We start from the raw sequence: 23153 nt of genomic DNA on the forward strand, positions 1-23153 counted from the left end.
TCGAGATGGTCCCACTCGTCGCGTTCTGGCGGGAGGAGCTTTCCGGCGCGCCCGAGGTCCTGACGCTTCCGACCGATCGACCCCGCCATGCGGCGTCCCGTCGAACCGGGCGGCTCCCCGTCGAGGTGCCCGGGGAGACCCTTTCCTCCTTGAGGGAACTGGCCGCCGCTGAGCGGACGACGCCTCTCGTCCCGCTGCTGGCGGCCTTCTCCGTCGTCATGGCGCGATGGTCCGGTCTCACGGACATCGTGGTGGGTTCGCCGATGCCGACGCGCGCGGACCTCTCGGGCCGCCCGTCGTTCCGCGAGGTGGTGGGGCGGCTGCGGCGGACGTGCGAACGGGTGGACGCGCACAGTGATCTCCCCTTCGAGTCCCTGGTGGAGGCGTTGGCGCTGCCGCCGGACCCGGCCCACCACCCCGTGTTCCAGGTGGCGCTCACGCTGGACGACGAAGCGCTGGACGCCCCGGTGGCGCCGGCCAGGGGTCCTGCCGGGACGTCACTGGACCTGGCTCTGCGATTCACGGAGCGCGAGAACGCTCTCAGCGGCGCGTTGGACTACGACACGGGCCTCTTCGACAGGGATACGGCGCAGCGGCTGGCCGGCAGCCTGCGCACGTTGCTGGCCGCGGCCGCGGCCGACCCCGACCGGCCGGTGGCCGCCCTGCCGCTGCTGACGGCGTCCGAACGCCGGACGCTGGCCGGCTGGGCCGACGGTGGACCGGCCCCGGTGAGCGTGGACCGGCCGGAAGACTGCCTGCCGGCGTTGTTCGAAGCGCAGGCCGCCCGCACCCCGGAGGCCATCGCCGTCAGCAGCGGCTCCGAACGGGTCAGCTACGCGGAACTCAACGCGCGCGCCAACCGGCTGGCGCACCGGCTGCGCGAACACCGCTCGCTCGGGCCGGGGCCCGGGGCCGAGATGTTCGTCGGTCTCATGGCCCGGCGGGGTCCCGACTTCATCGCGGGGATGCTCGCCACGCTCAAGGCCGGGGGCGCGTTCGTCCCGCTCAGCCCGGCCCAGCCGGCCGACCGGCTGCGCTACATCATCGCCCAGAGCGGCTGCGGCGTGGTGCTGGGCGACGCGGCGGGCCGCGAGGCCCTCACCGGCGCGATGGCGGCGGCGCCGCAGGACCGGCGCCCCGTCTGGATCGACATCGACCCGCGGGCCCATCTCGACCGGCCCGCCGGGGATCCGCCGGCCCGCTGCCTCCCCGACGCGGTGGCCTACGTCATGTTCACCTCCGGCACCACCGGCGCGCCGAAGGGGGCCGGCGTCCTGCACCGCGGCCTGCTCAACCACATGACCGCCAAGATCAGCGACCTGGGCATGGGACCGGAGGACGTGCTCGCCCAGAACGGGCCGGCCACCTTCGACGTGGTGGTGTGGCAGTGCCTCACCCCCCTGACGATCGGCGGTCGGGTGCACGTGGTGCCCGATGAGGCCCTGGAGGATCCCGAACGGCTCGCCGAAGAGGTGCGGAGCGGCGGGGTGAGCGTGCTCCAGGCCGTGCCCGCGGCGATCAGCATGATGCTCGCCGGTCCCGCCGCGTCGCGGCTGGCGGGACTGCGCTGGCTGGTGCCCACGGGCGACGCGCTGCCCGGCGATCTCGTGCGCCGGTGGCTCGACCTCCATCCCGCCGTCCCGCTGCTCAACACCTACGGCCTCACCGAGTGCAGCGACGACCAGTGCCACGCCGTGATCGACGCGCCGCCGGACGGCACGTCCGGCCCGATCGCGACCATCGGCCGGCCGGTGCCGGGGATGCGGGCCTACGTGGTCGACCGCGAGATGCAGCCGGTGCCCGCCGGAGTCGTCGGCGAGCTCTACCTCGGCGGCACCGGGATCGGCCGGGGGTACGCGGGGCGCCCGGGGCTGACCGCGGAGCGGTTCGTGCCGGACCCGTTCCAGCGCGGAGGCGGCCGGCTGTACCGGACGGGTGATCTCGTGCGGTGGGCGCGGAACGGCACCCTGGACTTCGTCGGCAGAGCCGACTTCCAGGTGAAGATACGCGGGTTCCGCGTCGAACCCGGCGAGATCGAGGCCGCGCTGACCCGCCATCCCGGGGTGCGCGAAGCGGTCGTGACGGTCCGGGAGGACCACGGCCCCGACTCGCGGCGGCTGGTGGGCTATCTGGTGCCCGCGGAGGCGGAGCGGCCTCGTCCGGAGGAACTGCGGGGGTTCGTGGCCTCCCGGTTGCCCGACTACATGGTCCCGGCGGCGTTCGTGCTGCTGGAGGCGCTTCCGGTGACGGCCAACGGGAAGATCGACCGGCAGGCGCTGCCGATCCCCGAGACGGTGGACGGGCAGCCGCCGGAGGACTCCGTCCCACCTCGCGACGACATCGAGCGCAGGCTGGCCGGACTCTGGGCCGAGGTACTGCGGACCGATCGCTTCGGGGTGTTCGACAACTTCTTCGCGCTGAGCGGCAACTCGATCCTCGCGGTACGGCTGCTGACCCGGGTGCAGGACGTCTTCGGCGTCGACCTGGGAATCGCCGAACTGTTCGAGGAGGCGACCGTCGCCGGCGCCGCGAGCGCCGTTCGGGAGGCGCTCGGACGGCACGAGGCCACCGTCGCGACCCCGGAGCTGCGCCGGGGGCCACGCGACGGCGGGCCCCTTCCGGCATCGTTCTCCCAGGAACGGCTCTGGGTGCTGGAGCAACTGCAACCCGGTCAGGCCACGTACAACGTCCCCGTGGCCGTGCGGCTGCGCTGCGAGCTGGACACGGCCCGGCTGCGCGTCGCGCTGGCCGAGTTGGCCGGGCGCCACGAGGTTCTGCGCACCTCGGTGACGGTGGTGGACGGACGTCCGTTCCAGACGGTGCACGAGTCCGTCGCCGTCGAGCTCAAGGAGATCGAGCTCGACGGATCCGGCCCGCCGGCCCCGAGCGGGGGATCGGCGGATCCGCTCGCCGGGGCGCGCGACGTGCTGGACGCCGAGGCGCGGCGTCTCTTCGACCTGGGCACGGCACCGCTGTGGCGGGCCTGCCTGATCCGGCTGTCCGAAGGAGACCACGTACTGGGTCTCACCCTGCACCACCTCATCACCGACGGCTGGTCGGGCGGTGTGCTGTTGCGCGATCTGCTCCGTCTCCTCGCCTCCGACACCCTGGCGCCGCTGCCGGTGCAGTTCGCCGACTTCGCCGCCTGGCAGCGCGAGCTGCTGACCAGCGAGCGGCAGGCGGACCTGGTGCGGTTCTGGACGGACGAACTCGCCGGGGCGCCGCAGCTCCTGGAACTACCGACCGATCGCCCGCGCCCGCGTGTTCAGGCGCACCGCGGAGCCCGCCACGACGTGGAGGTTCCTCCGGCCCTGCTCGCCGCGATGCGGAGACTGGGCGCCGCCGAGGGCGCGACGCTGTTCATGACGCTGCTCGCCGGCTTCGCCGCCGTCCTGTCCCGCTGGTCCGGCCAGTCGGACGTCGTGGTCGGCGCCCCGGTCGCCGGCCGGCCGGCCGCCGATGTCGAAGAGCTGGCGGGTTTCTTCGCCAACACCCTGGTGCTGCGCACCGACACCTCCGGACGGCCGTCGTTCCGCCGGTTGCTGGACGGGGTCCGCCGCACCTGCCTGCGCGCCTACGCCCACCAGGAGATGCCTTTCGAACGGCTCGTGGAGGAGTTGGCGCCGCGGCGGAGCATGGCGCACAACCCCCTCTTCCAGGTGATGCTGACCCTGCAGGCCGCGGCGCCGCTGGACGGAACCGCCGGGCAGGCCGAGGAGCTCTTCCCTCCGGACACCGGTACGGCGAAGTTCGACCTGGCGCTCTACCTGGTCGAGGACGCCGACCGCCTGCGCGGCGTATTCGAGTACGACGTGGACCTGTTCACGGCGGACACCGTCGAACGGCTCACCGGCCACCTGCTGACGCTGCTGGCCGCCGCGGTGGCCGAGCCGGACCGCCTGGTGGCGACGCTCCCCATGCTCACCGCCGGGGAACACGACCAGATCGCGGAATGGAACCGCACCCGCCGCGCTCATCGGCGCGTGCGCCTGCCGCACCTGGTGGCCGAGCAGGCGGCGGCTTCGCCGCACGCGCTCGCGCTCGGGTTCGGCGAGCGCCGGATCACCTATCGCGAGTTCGCCGCCGCGGTCGATCGGCTGGCGGGACGGCTGCGCCGCGCCGGCGTCGGCCCGGAGAGCGTGGTCGGGGTATGCCTGCACCGCGGCGTGGAGCTGGTGGTCGCGGTGCACGCCGTGCTCGCGGCGGGCGGCGCGTACCTCCCCCTGGATCCCGATCACCCGGCGTCCCGCCGACGATTCGCCGTCGAGGACTCGGGCGCCACCGTCGTCCTGACCTCCGACGACCATGCGGACGACCTGACCGGCGCCGGGGCGACGCTGCTGCACTGGGACGACGGGGACCTCGACACGCCCGTGGAGGCGGGCGCACCGGCGTTCACGGGCGACGGCGCCGAGGCCGGGGACGAACTCGCCTACGTCATCTACACGTCCGGCTCGACGGGCCGCCCGAAAGGCGTCGGCATCAGCCACCGGAGCCTGGTGAACCGGCTGCGCTGGATGCAGGAGGCCTTCCCGCTCGGACCGCGGGACCGCGTCCTGCACAAGACGCCGTTCACGTTCGACGTGTCGGTGTGGGAGCTGTTCTGGCCGCTCACCGCCGGGGCCGGGCTGATCGTCGCCGAGCCGGGACGGCACCGCGACCCGGACCGTCTCCTTGAACTCGTCACGCGTGCGGACGTGCAGACCCTGCACTTCGTGCCGAGCATGCTCAACCCGTTCCTGGATCGGGTGCGGGAACTCGGCCGCCCGGCCTGCCTGCGGCGGGTGATCTGTTCCGGTGAACCCCTGCCGGCGGAGCTCGCGCGACGCTTCGCCGAGGTCCTGCCCGGCGTCGCCCTGCACAACCTGTACGGGCCGACCGAGGCGACGATCGACGTCACCTGGCATCCCTGCGATCCGGCCGAGCGGACCGTCCCGATCGGCCGGCCGGTGAGCAACACGCGAGCCGAGGTGCTCGACGGCGAAGGGCAGCGGGTCCCGGTGGGCGTGCCGGGGGAGCTGTGCCTGGGCGGCGTCCAGGTCGGCCGCGGCTATCTGAACCGGCCGGGGACCACCGCCGAACGGTTCGCCCCCGACCCCTTCACCGACGACGGCGGGCGCCTCTACCGCACCGGGGACAGGGTCCGCCGGCTGCCGGACGGAGAACTGGAGTTCCTCGGCCGCACCGACTTCCAGGTCAAGGTGCGGGGACTGCGCATCGAGCTCGGCGAGATCGAGGCCGTGCTGGCCGAACACCCCGCCGTCCGCGACGTGGTGGTCACGACCCGGCGGGACGGCGCCGACACGACGCGCCTCGTGGCGCACCTGGTGCCGGCGGGCGACGGCTCGGAGGTCCCCGTCCCCCGCCTGCGGGAGTTCCTGGCCGCCCGGCTGCCGGAGTACATGGTCCCGTCGGCCTTCCAGTGGCTGGCGTCCCTGCCGCTCACCGCCAGCGGGAAGGTGGACCGTGCGGCACTGCCGGCGGCCGAGGTCACCAGGGAGCAGACGGGCGGGCGCTTCGTGCCGCCTCGTGACCGCGCCGAGAAGATCCTGGCCGATGCCTGGACCCGTGTGCTGGCGGTGGACCGGGTCGGCGTGTTCGACAACTTCTTCGAGCTGGGCGGCGACTCGATCCTCAGCATCATGGTCGTCTCCCGGGTCGCCCGGGAGGGGCTGCACATCACGCCGGAGCAGTTCTTCGACAAGCAGACCATCGCGGATCTGGCCCGGCTCGCCCGATGGTCCGGACCGGACCGTCCCGGCGTCCCCGACGCCTCCGGCGACGACCGGTTCCCCGTCACCCGGATCGACGGGGACACGTTCGACTACATCCTCTCCGTCATGCGCGAGCAGGACCGGCTCAGCGAAGGATCATGATGATCGACAACGGTGAAGTGGAAAAGGTCTTCCCGCTCACGGCGATGCAGCAGGGAATGCTGCTGCACAGCGTGGGTGATCCGGCCGCCGGGTTCTACGTCAACCAGATCGTGTTCACGCTGCGCGGTCCGCTGGACGCGTCGCGCCTGCGCGACTCCTGGCAGTGGGTGGCCGACCGGCATCCGGCCCTCCGCACGGCCTTCGTCTGGGAGGGCACCGATGAGCCTCTCCAGGTCGTACGGACCTCCGTCCCGGTGCCCTGGACGGAGCTGGACTGGCGCGCGGTGTCCCACGAGGAGCGGGAGCAGGAGCTGAGCGGGCTGCTGGAGGACGACCGCTCCCGGCCGTTCGAACTCGCCCGCGCCCCGCTGATGCGCATGGTGCTGGTGCGGCTCACGGACGAGGACTGGTGGCTCGTCCTGACGTTCCACCATCTGCTGCTCGACGGCTGGTCGGTCCAGCTGGTCGTCGACGACGCGTTCACCCGGTACCGGCGAGCGGACGCCGACGGCACGGAGGAGGCCGCACCGGGCCCGCCGCACTGGGAGTACGTGGCGTGGCTGCACGGGCAGGACCCTGCCGCGGCGGAGCGGCACTGGCGGGAGCATCTGGCCGGGTTCCGCGAACCCACGCCGATGTCCGTCGGCCATCCGGCGGCGCGGGGCGAGCCCGGCTTCGGCGAGATCACCGATGTCCTGCCGGACGAGTTGCGGGCCCGGCTGGAGGACCTGGCCAAGCGCCGGCACCTCACCCTGGGCACGGTCGTCCACGGCGCGTGGGCGCTGCTGCTCAGCCGGTACAGCGGGCAGCGCGACGTGGTGTTCGGCTCGGTCGTGTCCACCCGTCCGCCGCAGGTGCCGGACGTCGAGCGGATGGTGGGCCTGCTCAGCGCCACCCTGCCGATCCGGGTCCGCGTCGACGAGTCCGCACCGCTCCTGCGGTGGCTGGCCACTCTGCAGAAGGACCTGGCCGCCGGCCGGCGATACGACTACAGTCCCCTCGCCCAGGTGCAGCGCTGGAGCGATGTCCCCGGTGGGACCGCACTGTTCGACAGCATCGTCGCCTATGAGAACTACCCGGTGCGCACCGGATGGCTCGGCACCGACGAGGACCTCCGCGTCACCGGCGTCCGAGCTCACGAACGGCCCCACTACCCCGTGACGCTCGTCGTGGCGGGGACCGATGATCTGGAGGTGCGCCTTCACCATGACCGGCGGCGCCTGTCCGATCCGGCGGCGGAGCGGCTGCTCGGACACCTCCGCACGCTCCTCACCGGCATCGCGGACGGCCTCGCCGACGACCAGGACCGCCCGGTCGGGGGACTGCGGCATCTCACCTCCGCCGAAGGAGACCGGCTGCTGCGCGACTGGGCCGATGGAGGCGAGCCCGACCTTCTCGGCCCCACCGTCCCCGAACTCCTCGACGACCAGGCCCGCCGGCGCCCCGACGCGCTCGCGGTGATCTGCGGAGAGCAGCGCCTGACCTACCGCGAATTCGACGCGCGCATCAACCGGCTGGCACACCATCTCCGCGCCGCGGGCGTGGGCCCCGACGTGCCGGTCGCCGTGTGTCTGGAACGCTCGGTCGAACTGCTGGTGGCGCTGCTGGCCGTGGTGAAGGCGGGCGGCTGCTACGTGCCCCTGGATCCGGAGTACCCGGAGGCCCGCATCGCCTCCCTGATCGCCGACACCGGCGTGCGGCTCGTCCTGACAGGGGGTACCGCCGCCGACCGGCTGCCGCGAGGCGGCGCGGCGCGGGTGATGAGGCTGGAGGCCGAGGCGGAAGAGATCGGCCGCGCACCGGCCACCCCGCCGGAGGCGGGTGTGTCCTCGGACAACCTGCTGTACATCATCTGCACCTCGGGCTCGACCGGCCGCCCGAAGGGGGTCATGACCACCCACCGCGGGGTCCTCAACCATCTGGGCTGGATGCAGCGCACGTTCCCGATCGGGCCCGACGACCGGATCGCGCAGCGCACCTCGGTCGGATTCGACGCGTCGGTCTGGGAGGTCTTCTGGCCGTTCCTGACCGGCGCCGCTCTGGTGGTGCCGGACACCGACGCCAAGGACCCCGAACGCCTGGCCCAGGTGATGGACGAGCACAAGGTGACCGTCGTGTCCTACGTGCCGTCGCTGCTCAACACCGTGCTCGCCGACCCCCGGCGCCGCCTCGGCCACCATCTGAGGCTCGTCCTGATCGCCGGTGAGGCCCTGCCGGCCGGCCTGGTCAACGCCTTCCGCGAGGTCTGCCACGCCGAGGCCGCCAACGTCTACGGCCCCACCGAGACATCGGTGTCGTGCGTGATCTGGCCCGTGCCGGACCGGTCCGACGTCACCCGGGTGCCCATCGGCCGGCCGCTCACCGGAACACGGGGCTACGTGCTCGATCCAGAGCTGCGCCCGGTGCCCGCGGGCGTCCCGGGCGAACTGTACGTCGGCGGCTCGGGAGTGGCCCGGGGCTATCTGGCACGGCCCGGAATGACCGCCGAACGGTTCGTGCCGGACCCGTTCGGCGCCGGCGGCGGCCGGCTGTACCGGACAGGAGACCTCGTCCGCTGGATGCCCGACGGATGCCTGGAGTTCGTCGGCCGGGCCGACCACCAGGTCAAGGTCCGCGGGTTCCGCATCGAGCTGGGGGAGATCGAGGCGGTGCTCTCCGGTCATCCCGCGGTCCGCGACGTGGTGGTGACGACCCAGGACCAGGAGGACACCTCCTCACGGCGGCTGGTGGCCTACGTGCTGCCGGCGCGGGGCGCCGAACCGGTCCCGGTCTCGGAGCTGCGCGACCACCTCGCCGCGCGGCTGCCCGACTACATGGTCCCGGCCGTGTTCGTCTGGCTGGACGCCCTTCCCCTGACCGCGAACGGCAAGGTGGACCGGGCGATGCTGCCGGCCCCCGACGGCGTCCGTCCCGAGCTGGCGCAGGAGTTCGTCCCGCCGCGCGACCCCGCCGAGAAGACCCTCGGCGCGATATGGGCCGACGTGCTCGGCGTGGACCGGGTCGGCGCGCTGGACAACTTCTTCGAACTCGGCGGCGACTCGATCCTCAGCATCATGGTGGTCTCCCGGGCCGCTCAGGAGGGGCTGCGGATCACGCCGCGGCAGTTCTTCGACAAGCAGACCGTCCGCGAACTCGCCGCCGTGGCCGAGCCCATGACCCGCCCCATCGGCGTGCGGCACGCCCGGAAAGGATCGGCCGCCGAAGCCCGCGACCTGCCCCTCACGCCCGTCCAGCACTGGTTCTTCGAGCAGGGACTCACCCGTCCGGGGCACTGGAACCAGGGATGGCTGTTCGCGCTGGACGCCGACGCCGGCTGCGCCCGGATCGCCGAGCACCTCCGGGACGTGGTCGCCGCCCTCGGCGACCGGCACGAGGCCCTTCGCCTGCGCTTCGACCGGAGCGGCCCGCACGGCCGATGGCACGCCGAGGCGCGGGCCGTGGACCGCGCCGCGACCGACGAGTCGGTCACCCTGGTCGACGTGGCCGAGAGCGACGACTGGGACGCGGCGCTGGGCGCGGCGCTGGAGGCGGCCGCCGAGTTCGACCTGGGCAGACCGCCCCTGCTGCGGGTGCTGGTGATCGACGGCGGCCGGCCGGACCGGCGCCGGCTGGCTCTGCTGGCCCATCACCTGGTCATCGACGGAGTGTCCTGGCGCGTCCTCCTGGAGGATCTCCACACGGCATTCCGGCAGGCCGCCGCCGGGGCGCCGGTTCGCCTGCCGTCCGCGACCACGCCGATCTCCGCCTGGGCGCGGGCCCTGCGCGAGCTGGCGCACGCCCCCGAGACAGAGGCCGACCTGGACTTCTGGCTCTCCCAGACGTCGGCGGACCCCGCCGGTCCGGAGCCGGACCTGCCGCAGCCACCGGAGCACGCCCGCGAGGAGGACACGGCGCGCACCACGGTCGGCCTGGACGTGGAGCAGACCCGGCTGCTGCTGCGCGAAGTTCCGCGGGCCTACCGAACCCATATCGACGACGTGCTGCTCACCGCGCTGACGCGGGCGCTGACCCGGTCGACGGCGTCGAACCACGTGTCGCTGTGGCTGGAGGGCCACGGCAGGGAACAGCATCTGGTCGACGGAGCGGACCTGTCCCGCACCCTGGGCTGGTTCACCTCCATCGCCCCGGTGACGCTCAGCCTGCCCCCAGGCGACGATCCCGGAACGGCGCTCAAGGCGGTCAAAGAGCAGTTGCGCGCGGTGCCGCATCACGGGTTGAGCTACGGTCTGCTGCGCCATCTGCATTCGGCGCACGCACCGACCCTCGCGGCACGGCCGGCGCCACGCGTCGGCTTCAACTACCTGGGCCAGTTCGACACCGCCATCGCCGGTGACCACACGGAACCAGGCGCCCATGACGGACCGGCGCTGCGGCTGCGGCGGGCACCGGAATCGCCGCCGCCCGCGTTCCACCCGCAGAACGCGCGCCCGCACCTGCTCGACATCGATGCGATCACCATCGACGGGCACCTGGACATCACCTTCTCCTACAGCACGGCGCACTACAGCGACCAGGCGGTCGAGCGCCTCGCCGAGGAGACCATCGCCGGCCTCCGCGAACTGATCTCGCACTGCACCCGGCCGGAGGCCGGGGGCTACACGCCCTCCGATTTCCCCGAGTCGGGACTCGACCAGGACCGGCTGGACACGCTGTTGACCGCGTTGACCGAAGACCGCTGACCGAGGGGCGTCGACCGACATCATGGCCATGGGGCGACCGCCCCGAATGCTCAAAGAATCCATCGTCTGAAGGAACCGTTGTATGGCGCATGCGAGTGCCGAGCCTTCGAGTACCGGGAACGCGGACGGCACCGTGGGATCGAACGCCGCAAGAACCCTTCGCACCTACCTGGGGCCGCACCGGGCCGTCGCCGCCGTGCTCGCGGTGACGACACTGGTCTACACGGCGCTCCAGGTGGCCAACCCGCAGTTGCTGGGGAGGTTCATCGACGGTGTCCGCTCCGGTGCCCCGCTGTCGAATCTGCTGGGGCTCGGCGCGATCTACCTGTCGGTCGCGGTGGTGGCGCAGGTGATCTGGATCGTCGCCGAATACCGGGGCGCCCGGGTGGCCTGGAGCGCGACGAACGAGTTGCGCGCCGATCTGACCGAGCACTGCCTCCGGCTGGACATGTCCTTCTATGAGCGGCACGCCCCCGGAGAGTTGATCGACCGGATCGACGGGGACGTGAGCAAGCTGGCCAACTATTTCTCGCAGATGTTCCTGCTGGTCCTGTCCAACGTGCTGCTGGTGGTCGGGATCGGGGTCGCGCTGTTCGTCCAGGACTGGCGGATCGGACTGGTGTACGCGCCGTTCGTCACCGCCTCCTTCTTCTTGCTGCGGAGACTGGTCGGCACCGCCGTGCCGGCGATGGCGGCCCAGCGGGAGGCCAACGCGAAACTGCTCGGGTTCTTCGAGGAACGCCTGAACGGACTTCCCGATCTGCGGGCCAACGGAGCCGAGGAACACACCGTGCACGGCTTCTGGACCTACGCCGGAACGCTGTTCTGGGCCAGTCGCCGCGCCGCGCTGCTGGGGGTGCGCTGGCCCGCGGCCGCGCAGTCGCTGGCGTCGGCGGGGTTCGTCATGGCCCTCGGGGCCGGCGTATGGCTCTACACGTCCGGCCAGATGACCCTCGGCGCGGCCTACACCCTGGTCGTCTACGCGGTCATGGTGCAGACCCCCATGCTGGTGATCACCTCGCAGTTTCATGATCTCGAAGCCGCGCTGGGGGCGCTGCGGCGCATCCACGGCCTGCTCGACGAGCACAGCGTGGTCCGCACCGGCGAAGCCACCCTGCCCGCGGGGGCGCCCGCCGTGGAGTTCGAGCGCGTCTCGTTCAGCTACAGGCCCGAAGAAGATGCGCTCCGCGATATCTCCCTGCGCCTCCGGCCGAAGACCCGGCTGGCCATAGTCGGCCGTACAGGCAGCGGAAAGAGCACCCTGATACGCCTGTTGTTCCGGTTCGCCGACCCCACCCAGGGGACGGTCCGGTTCGACGGCCGCGACCTGCGGGAGATCTCGGTGGCCTCACTGCGCGACCAGGTCGGCCTGGTCACGCAGGAGGTCCAGTTGTTCGCCGCCACGGTCCGCGACAACGTCACGCTCTTCGATGACACGGTCGACGACGCCCGGGTACGCGAGGCGCTCGCGGAGGTGGGGCTGCGGCAGTGGCTGGAGAGCCTGCCCGCGGGGCTGGACACCCTCCTCGGCCCGGGCGACACCGGGCTGTCGGCCGGCCAGGAGCAGTTGCTGGCCTTCGCCCGCGTCCTGATCCAGGACCCCGGCCTGGTGCTCCTGGACGAGGCCACGTCGCGACTGGACCCGGCGAGCCTGCGGGTCTTCGAGACGGCCATGGAACGCCTGCTCGCCGGACGCACCGCGATCATCGTGGCGCACCGGCTCGAAACCCTCGGCACCGTCGACGAGGTGCTCCTGCTCAGCGATGGCCGCGTCGCCGAGCACGGCCCACGGGACCGGCTGGTCGCGGATCCGTCCTCGCGGTTCTCCCGCCTGCTCGCCGCCAACGAGGCACTGGCATGAGGGCACCGCGGACACGCCGGCCGGAGCCGCCGCCCGCGCCCCCCCGGGGACGTCCCGTCCGGCGGGCGCTGCTGATCCCGCTGTTGTCCCGTTCGGCGCCCACCTACCTCGGCCTGACCGGACTGTGGATCCTGCTGCGGGGCGCGCTCCTGGCCACCGGACTGTTGCTCCAGATGGTCTTCGACACCCTCAGCGGCACCGATCCGGCCGGCACGTCGGCCTGGTCGCTCATCGCCCTGGTGGCGGCCGCGGAGGCCACCAAGGTGACCGTGTGGTACGGCGTGATCCTCAGCCGGGTCGAACCGCACTTCACCTACCGGATCCGCGCGGCCCTGCAGGTCAACGCGCTGCGCGCGATCCTGCGCAAACCCGCCGGGCGAGCGCTGGACCGCACCGGCGGCGACGCCGTCAGCCGGTTCGGCGCCGACACCGACGAGGTCGGCGTCTTCGCGATCTGGTCGGCGTCCAACCTCTCCCGGTTGATCATCGCCGTGGCGGCGTTGATCATCATGCTCGGTATCGACGCCGTCGTGACCTTGGGGCTCGTCGTCCCGGTGGTGGTCATGGTGCTGGCGAGCCGGGCGCTGGCAAGGCCGCTGCGCGAATGCCAGAACGCCGGTCGCCGGGCGGCCGCGGAGGTGAGCAGCGTCGTCGGGGAGGCGGTCGGCGGGGTTCAGGCGATCAAGGTCGGACGTGCCGAGGAACGGTTCGTCGCGCGGCTGCGGCAGGCCAACGCCGTCAGGCTGCGTCTCGCCGCCCGCGAGGTGCTCCTGACCACCGTGCAGACGTCCCTGTTCAACGGCACGGCCGCGCTCGGCACCGGGTTCGTGCTGCTGCTGGCAGCGGCGCGCATGCGCGGCGGCGAGTTCACCGTGGGCGACCTGGCGCTCTTCGTCTTCTACATCCAGTTCATCACCGAGGCGGTGACCGCGCTGGGCATGTTCTTCGCCCGGTTCCAGAAGGCCGAACTCTCCACGCGCCGGGTGGCCGAACTCGCCGACGACGAATCAGCGGTGATCGCCCGCACGCGGACCCACCTGCGGCGCGAGCCGCCGCGGCCGGCACCCCGCGAAGACCGTTCCGCGCCGCTGCGCCTGCTGGAGGCCCGTGGCCTCACCTCGCGCTACCCCGGGACCTCACGCGGCGTCCGCGACATCGATCTCCACCTGCCCGCCGGCACGGTCACGGTCGTGACCGGCAGGGTCGGATCCGGCAAGAGCACCCTCCTGCAGGTGCTCCTCGGGCTGCTCCCCGCCGAGCGCGGCACGGTCCTCTGGAACGGCGTGCCCGTCGACCATCCCGAGACGTTCCTGACCCCGCCGCGGTCGAGTTTCGTGCCGCAGGTCCCCCGGCTGTTCAGCGGCACGATCCGGGAGAACATCACGCTCGGTGCCCCCTCCTCGCCGACGGAGGTGGCCGAGGCGGTGCGCCTCGCCGTGCTCGAAGACGACATCGCCGGTCTGGACAAGGGCCTCGACACCGTGATCGGGCCGCGAGGTCTGCGCCTGTCCGGGGGCCAGAGGCAGCGGATCGCCGCCGCCCGGATGGCCGTGCGCCGTACCGACCTGATGGTCTTCGACGACCTGTCCAACGCGCTGGACGTCACCACCGAGCGCCGGTTGTGGGACCGGCTTCTGGACCACGGCGGCGCCACGATCCTGGCCGTTTCGCACCGGCCGTCCATCCTCCGCCGGGCCGATCAGATCGTGGTGCTCGTCGACGGTGAGATGTCCGCCGTCGGCACCTTGGACGAACTGCTGGAGACCTGCGCGGAAATGCACCACCTGTGGGACGCCGACGAATCCCTTCCGGGGGATGCGCATGCCGGCCGGGTGGAGCACGACTGAACGGCATGGAATTTCTGGAGAACGCGAGAGGAGAGGGAAATGTTCGATGACGACGACGAGCGGACCTACCGGGTCGTGACCAACCACGAGGAGCAGTACTCGATCTGGCCGGAGGACCGGGAGATCCCGGCGGGGTGGCGCGCGGAGGGCACCCGGGGAACCAAGCCTGAGTGCCTGGCCCACATCGACCAGGTGTGGACGGACATGCGGCCACTGAGCCTGCGCAGGCAGATGGATTCCCAGGCGGTCCCCGGCTCTTCTTGATCCCGCTCAGACCACCGTAGCCCCGGGGACCGCCCTGAGGGGCCGTCCCCGGGGCCCCGCACGAGAGGAACAGTGTGACCAGGCCCTACGAGCTCGTCGTCCTGTCAGCCTCGTCCAGTGACGAACTTGCCGCGGCCGCACGCGGGCTGGCTCGGTTCCTGGCCGGCAGGCCGAGCCTTCCGCTCGCCGCGGTGGCGGGATCCCTGGTCCATGACCGGCCGCGGCTACCGCACCGCCTGGCGCTGGTGGCGCGCGACTGCGCCGACGCGGCGCGGCGGCTCCAGGCCCCGGCCGCCCGCGAGACGCACATCGGACACGCGACGACGGCGGAGCGTCCGCTCGCCTTTCTTTTCCCCGGGGTCGGTGACCACTATGCCGGGATGGCGGCCGGCCTTTACCGGAGCGAACCCCTTTTCCGTAGCGCGCTCGACCACTGCGCCGAGGTCCTCATAAACCAGCTCGGCCGGGATCTGCGTGAAATCCTCTATCCGGAGAACCGCGAGGCCGCGCCGCCGGCGGACGGGCCGCACGGCAGACTCGACCTGGCCCGGCTGCTCGGCCGGGACGAACGGTCCGGCGAGCTGGACCGGACCGCGACGGCCCAGCCCCTGGTCTTCGCCGTCGAGTACGCGCTGGCCAGGTTCCTGATGGGTGCGGGAATCCGTCCCACGGCATTGGCCGGCTACAGCCTGGGGGAATACGTCGCCGCGTGTGCGGCGGAGGTGCTGGCACCGGAGGACGCGCTGGAACTGGTGGCGCGCCGGGCGAAGCTGATCGAGACCGCACCCGAGGGTGCGATGGTCGCGGTGATGCTCGGCGCCGACCACCTCGCCGACCACCTCGACGGTGAGCTGTCGCTGTCGGCGGCCGATGGTCCGCGGCTCTCGGTGGTCGGCGGCCGGATCACGGCGGTGGAACGCCTGGAAAGGCGGCTCGCGGCCGAGGGCGTGGCCAGCCTGCGGCTGCCCACCCGGCACGCCTTCCACACGGCGATGCTCGAGCCGTTCGAGGAGGGGATGCGTGAACTGGCCGCCGGGTTCCCGCTGCGTCCGCCCACCATCCCGCTGCTGTCGAATGTCACCGGAACGTGGCTGACCGAGGTCCAGGCGACCAGCCCCGAATACTGGGCACAGCACATGTCCCGGACCGTCCGCTTCGAGGACGAGCTGGCCGAGCTCTGGCGTCTGCCGGCACCGATACTGGTGGAGGTCGGTGCGGGCCGAACGCTCGGCACGCTGGTCCAGCAACATCCCGGCCGACGACCGGACGGCACGATTCTGAGCACCCTTCCCACAACGGCGGCCCGTGATTCGGACGTGGCCGGCGTGCTGACGGCGTTGGGCCGCCTGTGGGTGGAGGGTGTGGACGTGAATTGGCCGGCCCTGTTCCCTGACGGGCCGAGAGAGCGCCTGCCACACTTCGTGTTCGAAGGTGACCAGGCTGAAACGAAGCGCTGATTCCTCATGACCGGATGGCGAATCGAAGGTCCGGCGATGAATGCGGTGGACGACGGTGCCGCGCCGGCCCACGCGCTCCGCGGTCCGGTGGTCGGGCCGACCGCCTCGGCGGTGTGACGGGCGTCCACCGCCGGACGGGTCGGCTGCGAATCCGCGGACCGAGCGGATCGAGACGGCACGGATCGGTGTGAGCGGGCCGTGATTCGTGCCGGAGGTTGATCTACCTGCAGTTATTCGATGGCCCGGAAGAGTCGTCTCATTTGTTGCTCGGGAGCCTTGAATAACTGGCGCACCTCATAGATCATTGGATGCGGAACAATCTGAAACCCCTGCAGAAAACACCTTCCTCACGAGTTCCCTTACGGAAACTTACTCTTCTTTGACGTGGCCCGGATGAGGTTCGCCCGGCACGCGCGAAGAGCAGAAGCCCGCAATCGTTGGGGGTGAAGTGATCCGTCTTGGCATCATCGATCCACGACCTGTCATCCTGCACGGACTACGATATGTGTTCAATAAAGCGCAAGAAGTGACAATTGAGGTTTCTCAATCGAACACGAACGGCGTACCGTCGAACACACTCGACGTCGTCCTTCTGGGATTCTGTCCGTCCGACGGCGTCGCGCGCGGACGGCAGATCACGGAGTTGTCCCACAAGACCTCGGTCCTCATTCTGAGCTGGGCCCGCGGGCCCGAGGAAAGGGAGGAGGCCGTGCGGTGCTTACGCGCCGGAGCCCGCGGCGTCCTGCATCCTGATGCTCCGGTCAACACCCTCCTGGACGCCGTCCGGACGGCGGCGGCGGGACGGATGGTGATTCCGAACGAGGTGTCGTCGTTCCTGGAGACTCCGGCGGCGACCGACCAGCTGTCACTTCGCGAACAACAGGTCCTCGACTGCATCGCGAACGGATACACGCACGGCCAGATCGCCCGGCATCTCGGGATCAGCCGTCACACGGTGGACACCTACGTCAAGCGCATACGCGGCAAGCTCAACCTCGGAAACAAGGCGGAGCTGACCAGGGCCGCGGTTCAGGCGGTCTCCGGCTTTGGAATTCGGCACGCCCAGTAGAACGAGGAGGTGAGGATGGGCGAGTAACCCCATCCTTCCCCTGTACCTTCCGGACAGGCGCCAGGCCGGTCGCCGATGCCGATTTCCCCGCCCATAGCCCCGGCCCGACGTCCGTCAGCCCTGTTGGAAGGTCAGGTAGCCGGCGGGGACGAGGTGGGGCGGGTTGGCCGCCTGGGTGGCGCCGGGTTCGATGATGCGGAACATGTCGAAGAGGATGATCGGCACTTCGCGACCCAGCACCTTCTGGACGAGGCCCGTGGAGTGCAGGTGCCGCGCGGCGTCGATGCAGAGGTCGTCGAAGTGGGCGCAGAGCCGTTCGTCCTGCTCGTCCTGCTCGGCCTCCGCGTCTTCGTCCGGCTCGTACCAGAGGCCGAGGCGCTTCACCTCGTCGAGGTAGAGGGCGGTGCCCTCGGGGTCGGCGGGGTGGTGTCCCGCCGGCCCGGACTCCTCCAGGAGCATGCAGGCGTAGTTCCAGCGCACCTCCAGCGGGTCCGCGGAGGAGCCTTCGAGGTTCTGCCGGACGTTGCTCTCGGTGTTGTAGCCGATCGCCATGTACGGGTCGTAGGGGTAGTCCCAGAGTTCGTGGACGGTCGAGAACTCGCCGTGCGAGATCCGGAGCGAGATGACGTAGATGTCGGGGAGGAGTGCCTCGGGGAACGAGCGCAGGGCGTCTTCGGCGGCCCGGCGCATGTGCTGCTGGAGGGTCATCTCCTCATGATCTCGGATCGAGGGAGCGGAGGCGGGCGAGGACGCCTTCGGTCTGCGGGGTCCGGAGGTCCTCGAAGATGGCGAGGGCGAGCAGCCAGCAGTCGCGGGCGGCGTCGGGGCGGGACATCTGCATGTGGGCGCGGCCGAGGTTGTAGAGGGTCTCGCCCTGGCCCGGACGGTCGCCGAATTCGCGGAAGACGTTCAGCGCCTTCTCGTAGTGGACGATGGCGGTGTGCAGGCGGCGCAGGCCGTGGTGGGCGTAGCCGAGGCCGTGCAGGGTCCAGCCGAGGGTCCGCCCGTCGGCCTCCAGCGCGATGCCGTGGGCCTGCTGGAAGTGGTCCAGGGACGAGCCGAAGTCGGCGAGCCCGGCGTAGGCGTAGCCGAGGGCCGTCAGCGCGCGTCCGGTGTTGCGGCGGTCGCCCACCGCGGCGGCCAGCAGTACCGACCGGTGGTGGTGGGCGACGGCCTCGCGGTACCGCTGGAGGCGGCGGCAGGCGTAGCCGAGCCCGTGCAGGGTCCACGCCTCGCCCCGCACGTCCCCGAGCCGGGAGAACACCTCGCACGCCGCGGTGAACAGTTCGACGGACTCCTCGAACCGCCATCGGCTCTGGCTGGCGTAGCCGAGGCCGCCGAGCACGTAGGCGATGCCGCGGTCGTCGCCGAGGAGGCGCGCGGACGCGAGACCGTTGCGGAGCGCCTCGCTCCGGTCGGTCCAGGGGCCGCGGAGGAAGAAGAACGTCCACAGGGCGAGGGGGAGCCGCCAGGCGATGTCGTGGTGGCCCTCGTCGGCGGCGGCGCGGGCGGCGGCGACCAGGTTGGGCCGCTCGGTCTCGCACCAGCGCCGGGCCTCGTCCGCGGAGGCGAAGCGGAGGGCGCGGCCCGGCTCGTCCGGCAGCGGCGGGGCGGTGATGCGGTCGGGGCACAGCAGGCGGCGCGCGTTGTCGGCGGTGCCGAGATACCAGGCGAGGACGCGGCGGACGGCGGCCGAGCGCTCCTGCGGCGCGAGCGCGGGGCCGGGGTCGCGGCCGGGATCGGGGGCGGGCATGCCGTACCGGCCCTCGCCGCGCTCCACCAGGCCGAGGTCGCCGAGCAGGAGCCGCGCCTCGGCGTCGGGGACGTCGATGAGGACGGCCGCGGCCGGGACGGAGATCTCCGCGCCGGGGTGCAGGGCGAGCAGCCGGAGGGTCCGGGCGCTGTCCGCATGCGGCCAGGAGTCCGGCAGCCGCATCCAGGCCTGCTCCCGCAGCTCCTTGACCGCGACCTGCGCGGGACGGAAGGCGGCCGCGCGGCACGCGGGGTTCTGCCGCACGACCTCCTCGAAGAACCAGCCGGAGGTGATCAGGGCGAGGACGCCGGGGGAGTTGCGCAGCGCGTCCTTGAGGGGGCCGGCGGCCAGCAGCCGGAACGCCTTGTTGATCGCGGTGCCGGCGACGCCGTGGTCGTCGTGGTGGATCTCGCCGGCGTGCACGGCGACGCGGACCCTGATGCGGGCGTCCGGCGGGGCGCCGCCGTTGTGCCGTTCCAGCAGGGCGGCCAGCCGCGCCGGGAACGCGCCGGCCAGCAGCTCCTTCGGCACGTCCGGGCGGACGAGGATCATGGCCCCGTCGCCCCGGTCCTCGCAGTAGCAGGAGGCCGCGGGCACGCCGGACTCGTCGAGGGCCCGCCGCAGGGCGCGGTACAAGCCCGCCCGCACGGCGAGCTGGTCCCCGTTCGTGCGGCGCCCGTAGCCCTCGACGTCCAGGCACAGGATCGTCCGGTGCACCGCCGGGCCGGCGCCGCCTGCACAGTGCATTAGCTCATGCATATGCACCCCCTCATGCATGTGCAGCAGCATGCTACGGCAAGATCAGCGCCTGTCGAAGCGCTTCAGCGGACCGGTCGGCGGTCGGATCAGGCGGTCAGGAGATCCTTCAGCAGCCGGGTGCGGACGGCGTCGTCGTCGCCCTCCGGCGGATGCCAGGGGCAGGCGACGTCCAGGGCGGCCACGCGGCCGGTGGCCATGATCCGCCGGACGGACGCGACGACCGCGTCGTAGGACGGCCCGCCGCCGACGGGGAACTTCAGCCCGGGCATCTCGCCGGCGTCGATGACGTCCACGTCGATGTGCAGCAGCAGCGGACCGGGGGGCAGCACCACGTCGTCGACCGGGCACCGCCGGACCTGCGAGGACGCGAGGAACTCCGCCTCGGCCGGGTCGAGGTCGCGGGCGTCCACCAGGACGGCGCGGTCCTCCGGCAGCGTGCGCAGGCCCAGCCGGTCGGGGAGGAGAGCGGTGTCGGCGCCGAGGATCTGCCGGAGCGGCATCCCGCCGAGGTAGCCGGACGTCGAACTGTCCACCGTGTGGACGTCGCCGTGCGCGTCGAACCAGACGACGGAGGCGTCCACCCCGGCCTTCTGCACGCCCGCGAGGACGGCCTCGGAGGTCAGGCAGTCGCCCGACACCACGCGCGGCATCGAACCGCCGTCGATCTGGCGGGCGACCTCGGCGACGACCGGTTCGAACAGTGCCGCGACGCGCTGCCACACGTCGCCGTCGGGCAGGTCCGGCGTCACGGGGACGACATCGAGACCGGAAAGGGGGAAGGACGCGTCGGGGAGCCGTTCGTCCTGGTGGTAGGGGAGAAGCGTGACGTTCATGCGGACACAGTAGAACGGTCCCGCCCGGTGCTCCGGGCGGGACCGAGAACGAGGGGCGGCGGTTACCGCTTCTTCCCGCCGGCGGTGGCCTTCAGGTAGTCGTGGTTCAGTCGGCCGATGACGTCCAGCGGGATGCCCTTCGGGCAGGCGACGGTGCACTCGCCGGTGTTGGTGCAGCCGCCGAAGCCCTCCTCGTCGTGGGTGTCCAGCATGGACACGACGCGGTCCCAGCGTTCGGGCTGGCCCTGCGGCATCAGGCCGAGGTGGGTGACCTTGGCGCCGAGGAACAGGGCGGCCGAGCCGTTCGGGCAGGCCGCGACGCAGGCGCCGCAGCCGATGCACTCGGCGGCCTCGAACGCGCGGTCGGCGTCGGGCTTCGGGACGGGCGTCGCGTGCGCCTCCGGGGCGGTGCCGGTCGGCGCGGAGATGTAGCCGCCCGCCTGGATCATCCGGTCGAACGCCGACCGGTCGACGACCAGGTCCTTGACGACCGGGAACGCCCTGGCCCGCCACGGCTCGATGTCGATGACCTCGCCGTCCTTGAACTTGCGCATGTGGAGCTGGCACGTGGTCGTGGCGCGCTCCGGGCCGTGCGGGGTGCCGTTGATGACCAGCGAGCACATGCCGCAGATGCCCTCGCGGCAGTCGTGGTCGAACGCGACCGGCTCCTCGCCGGAGGCGATGAGCTTCTCGTTGAGGACGTCCAGCATCTCCAGGAACGAGGCGTCGGGGGAGACGTCGTCGAGCTTGTACTCGACCATCCCGCCCTTGTCCTGCGGGCCGCTCTGGCGCCAGACGCGCAGTGTGAGCTTCATTACTTGTACGACCTCTGCGTGGGCTTGACGTAGTCGAAGTTGAGGGCCTCCTTGTGGAGGACGGGCTGCGCGTCCTCCCCGGCCCATTCCCAGGCGGCGACGTAGGCGAAGTTGTCGTCGTCGCGCTTGGCCTCGCCGTCCTCGTCCTGGCTCTCGGCCCGGAAGTGGCCGCCGCAGGACTCGGCGCGGTGCAGCGCGTCGACGACCATCAGCTCGGCCAGCTCGAAGAAGTCGGCGACGCGGCCCGCCTTCTCCAGTTGCTGGTTCAGCTCCTCGCCCCTGCCGGTGACCTTGACGCGCGTCCAGAACTCCTCGCGCAGCGCCGGGATGAGGTCCAGCGCCTTGCGCAGCCCCTCCTCGGTGCGCTCCATGCCGCAGTACTCCCACATGATGTGGCCGAGCTCGCGGTGGAAGGAGTCGACGGTGCGGTCGCCGTCGATCGACAGCAGCCGCTCGATGCGCGTCCGCACCCGCTCCTCGGCCTCGCTGACCGCGGTCTCGGCGACCGGGGGGAGGCTGTTGCGGGCGATGTAGTCGCCGATGGTGTTCGGCAGGACGAAGTAGCCGTCCGCGAGGCCCTGCATCAGCGCGGAGGCACCCAGCCGGTTCGCGCCGTGGTCGGAGAAGTTCGCCTCGCCGATGACGAACAGGCCCGGGATCGTGGACTCCAGGTCGTAGTCCACCCACAGGCCGCCCATCGTGTAGTGGACGGCGGGGTAGATGCGCATCGGCGTGTCGTAGGGGTTCTCGCCGGTGATGCGCTCGTACATCTCGAAGAGGTTGCCGTACTTGGCCTCGACCTTGTCCCGGCCGAGGCGCGCGATCGCGTCGGCGAAGTCGAGGTAGACGCCGAGCCCGCCGGGGCCGACGCCGCGCCCCTCGTCGCAGACGTTCTTGGCGGCGCGGGAGGCGATGTCGCGCGGGACGAGGTTGCCGAAGGACGGGTAGATGCGCTCCAGGTAGTAGTCGCGCTCGTCCTCGGGGATGTCGTACGGCCTGCGGGTGTCGCCGGCCTTCTTCGGCACCCACACCCGGCCGTCGTTGCGCAGCGACTCCGACATCAGCGTCAGCTTCGACTGGTGGTCGCCGCTGACCGGGATGCACGTCGGGTGGATCTGGGTGTAGCAGGGGTTGGCGAACAGGGCGCCGTGCCGGTGGGCGCGCCAGGACGCGGTGACGTTCGAGCCCATCGCGTTCGTGGACAGGAAGTACACATTGCCGTAGCCGCCGGAGGCCAGCACCACCGCGTCCGCCGTGTAGTGCTTGACCTCGCCGTTGATCAGGTTCCGGACGACGACGCCGCGCGCCCGCCCGTCCTCCATGATCAGGTCGAGCATCTCGTGCCGCGGGTACAGCTCCACGTTCCCGGCGTCCACCTGCCGCATCAGCGCCTGGTAGGCGCCGAGGAGCAGCTGCTGGCCCGTCTGCCCCCGCGCGTAGAAGGTGCGGGAGACCTGCGTACCGCCGAAGGAGCGGTTGTCGAGCAGGCCGCCGTACTCGCGGGCGAAGGGGACGCCCTGCGCGACGCACTGGTCGATGATCTGCCGGGAGATGTCGGCGAGCCGGTACACGTTGGACTCGCGGGACCGGAAGTCGCCGCCCTTGACCGTCTCGTAGAACAGCCGGTACACGCTGTCGCCGTCGTTGCGGTAGTTCTTGGCGGCGTTGATGCCGCCCTGCGCGGCGATCGAGTGGGCGCGGCGCGGGGAGTCCTGGAAGCAGAACTGCTGGACGTGGTAGCCGGCCTCGCCGAGGGTGGCGCCGGCCGAGCCGCCGGCCAGCCCCGTGCCGATGATGATGATCTTCTTCTTGCGCTTGTTGGCCGGGTTGACCTGCTTGGCCTCGAACTTGCGGGTCGTCCAGCGCTCCTCGATGGCGCCCGCCGGAGCCTTGGCGTCGGCGATCGGCTCGCCGGACTTGTAGAAGCCGTCTGTCATGGG

The 23153-nt window shown here is 71.6% G+C and carries 12 protein-coding genes; 7 read left to right on the plus strand and 5 right to left on the minus strand.

Annotation, left to right across the window (positions count from 1 at the left end; all coding sequences use genetic code 11):
- The first annotated feature begins 5 nt into the window (after nucleotides 1–5).
- The 7 genes from AB0H37_RS12915 (at nucleotide 6) to AB0H37_RS12945 (ending at nucleotide 17053) form a co-directional block, all read left to right on the plus strand.
- The gene (locus tag AB0H37_RS12915) at nucleotides 6–5876 is read left to right on the plus strand and encodes an amino acid adenylation domain-containing protein (RefSeq protein WP_360612553.1); all 5871 of its coding nucleotides are present in this window, start codon (nucleotides 6–8) and stop codon (nucleotides 5874–5876) included.
- Complete coding sequence (locus AB0H37_RS12920) at nucleotides 5873–10555, plus strand: amino acid adenylation domain-containing protein (protein ID WP_360612555.1); 4683 nt, start codon at nucleotides 5873–5875, stop codon at nucleotides 10553–10555. The genes AB0H37_RS12915 and AB0H37_RS12920 overlap by 4 nt, the downstream gene beginning before the upstream one ends.
- 82 nt (nucleotides 10556–10637) lie before the next feature.
- Nucleotides 10638–12416, plus strand: coding sequence for an ABC transporter ATP-binding protein (locus tag AB0H37_RS12925; RefSeq protein ID WP_329094657.1), 1779 nt, complete (start codon nucleotides 10638–10640; stop codon nucleotides 12414–12416).
- Nucleotides 12413–14263, plus strand: coding sequence for an ABC transporter ATP-binding protein (locus tag AB0H37_RS12930; RefSeq protein WP_360612558.1), 1851 nt, complete (start codon nucleotides 12413–12415; stop codon nucleotides 14261–14263). Before AB0H37_RS12925 ends, AB0H37_RS12930 begins: the two co-directional genes overlap by 4 nt.
- 39 nt (nucleotides 14264–14302) lie before the next feature.
- The gene (locus AB0H37_RS12935) at nucleotides 14303–14527 is read left to right on the plus strand and encodes an MbtH family protein (protein ID WP_179832850.1); all 225 of its coding nucleotides are present in this window, start codon (nucleotides 14303–14305) and stop codon (nucleotides 14525–14527) included.
- A 74-nt stretch (nucleotides 14528–14601) separates the two neighbouring features.
- Nucleotides 14602–15984: an acyltransferase domain-containing protein gene (locus AB0H37_RS12940; RefSeq protein WP_360612560.1), complete on the plus strand. Its 1383-nt coding sequence runs from the start codon at nucleotides 14602–14604 to the stop codon at nucleotides 15982–15984.
- A 448-nt stretch (nucleotides 15985–16432) separates the two neighbouring features.
- Nucleotides 16433–17053, plus strand: coding sequence for a response regulator transcription factor (locus AB0H37_RS12945; RefSeq protein WP_179832852.1), 621 nt, complete (start codon nucleotides 16433–16435; stop codon nucleotides 17051–17053).
- Nucleotides 17054–17167: 114 nt separating this feature from the next.
- Here AB0H37_RS12945 and AB0H37_RS12950 read toward each other — a convergent pair whose 3' ends face one another.
- The 5 genes from AB0H37_RS12950 to AB0H37_RS12970 form a co-directional block, all read right to left on the minus strand.
- Nucleotides 17168–17761 (minus strand): hypothetical protein, encoded by a 594-nt coding sequence (locus AB0H37_RS12950; RefSeq protein ID WP_329094650.1) that lies wholly within the window; start codon nucleotides 17759–17761, stop codon nucleotides 17168–17170.
- Nucleotides 17762–17765: 4 nt separating this feature from the next.
- Nucleotides 17766–19553, minus strand: a complete 1788-nt coding sequence (locus tag AB0H37_RS12955) for a tetratricopeptide repeat protein (protein ID WP_360612562.1) — start codon at nucleotides 19551–19553, stop codon at nucleotides 17766–17768.
- A 98-nt stretch (nucleotides 19554–19651) separates the two neighbouring features.
- Entirely contained in the window at nucleotides 19652–20557 is a 906-nt protein-coding gene (locus AB0H37_RS12960; protein WP_360612564.1) for an arginase family protein, read from the minus strand.
- A complete protein-coding gene (locus AB0H37_RS12965) occupies nucleotides 20461–21213 on the minus strand; it encodes a succinate dehydrogenase/fumarate reductase iron-sulfur subunit (RefSeq protein ID WP_329094644.1) in 753 nt (250 codons plus the stop codon). Before AB0H37_RS12965 ends, AB0H37_RS12960 begins: the two co-directional genes overlap by 97 nt.
- Complete coding sequence (locus tag AB0H37_RS12970) at nucleotides 21213–23150, minus strand: fumarate reductase/succinate dehydrogenase flavoprotein subunit (protein WP_179832856.1); 1938 nt, start codon at nucleotides 23148–23150, stop codon at nucleotides 21213–21215. Before AB0H37_RS12970 ends, AB0H37_RS12965 begins: the two co-directional genes overlap by 1 nt.
- Nucleotides 23151–23153 lie beyond the last annotated feature (3 nt).

This window comes from Actinomadura sp. NPDC023710, assembly GCF_040639875.1.
In the GTDB taxonomy this organism is placed as follows: Bacteria; Actinomycetota; Actinomycetes; order Streptosporangiales; family Streptosporangiaceae; genus Spirillospora; species Spirillospora citrea.

What these genes read in the sequence shown, in the direction of transcription:
- AB0H37_RS12965 (WP_329094644.1), bottom strand. Translation starts at nt 21,213, where the DNA reads ATGAAGCTCACACTGCGCGTCTGGCGCCAGAGCGGCCCGCAGGACAAG.
- AB0H37_RS12930 (WP_360612558.1), top strand. Translation starts at nt 12,413, where the DNA reads ATGAGGGCACCGCGGACACGCCGGCCGGAGCCGCCGCCCGCGCCCCCC.
- AB0H37_RS12925 (WP_329094657.1), top strand. Translation starts at nt 10,638, where the DNA reads ATGGCGCATGCGAGTGCCGAGCCTTCGAGTACCGGGAACGCGGACGGC.
- AB0H37_RS12935 (WP_179832850.1), top strand. Translation starts at nt 14,303, where the DNA reads ATGTTCGATGACGACGACGAGCGGACCTACCGGGTCGTGACCAACCAC.
- AB0H37_RS12950 (WP_329094650.1), bottom strand. Translation starts at nt 17,761, where the DNA reads ATGACCCTCCAGCAGCACATGCGCCGGGCCGCCGAAGACGCCCTGCGC.
- AB0H37_RS12915 (WP_360612553.1), top strand. Translation starts at nt 6, where the DNA reads ATGGTCCCACTCGTCGCGTTCTGGCGGGAGGAGCTTTCCGGCGCGCCC.
- AB0H37_RS12920 (WP_360612555.1), top strand. Translation starts at nt 5,873, where the DNA reads ATGATGATCGACAACGGTGAAGTGGAAAAGGTCTTCCCGCTCACGGCG.
- AB0H37_RS12955 (WP_360612562.1), bottom strand. Translation starts at nt 19,553, where the DNA reads ATGCACTGTGCAGGCGGCGCCGGCCCGGCGGTGCACCGGACGATCCTG.
- AB0H37_RS12970 (WP_179832856.1), bottom strand. Translation starts at nt 23,150, where the DNA reads ATGACAGACGGCTTCTACAAGTCCGGCGAGCCGATCGCCGACGCCAAG.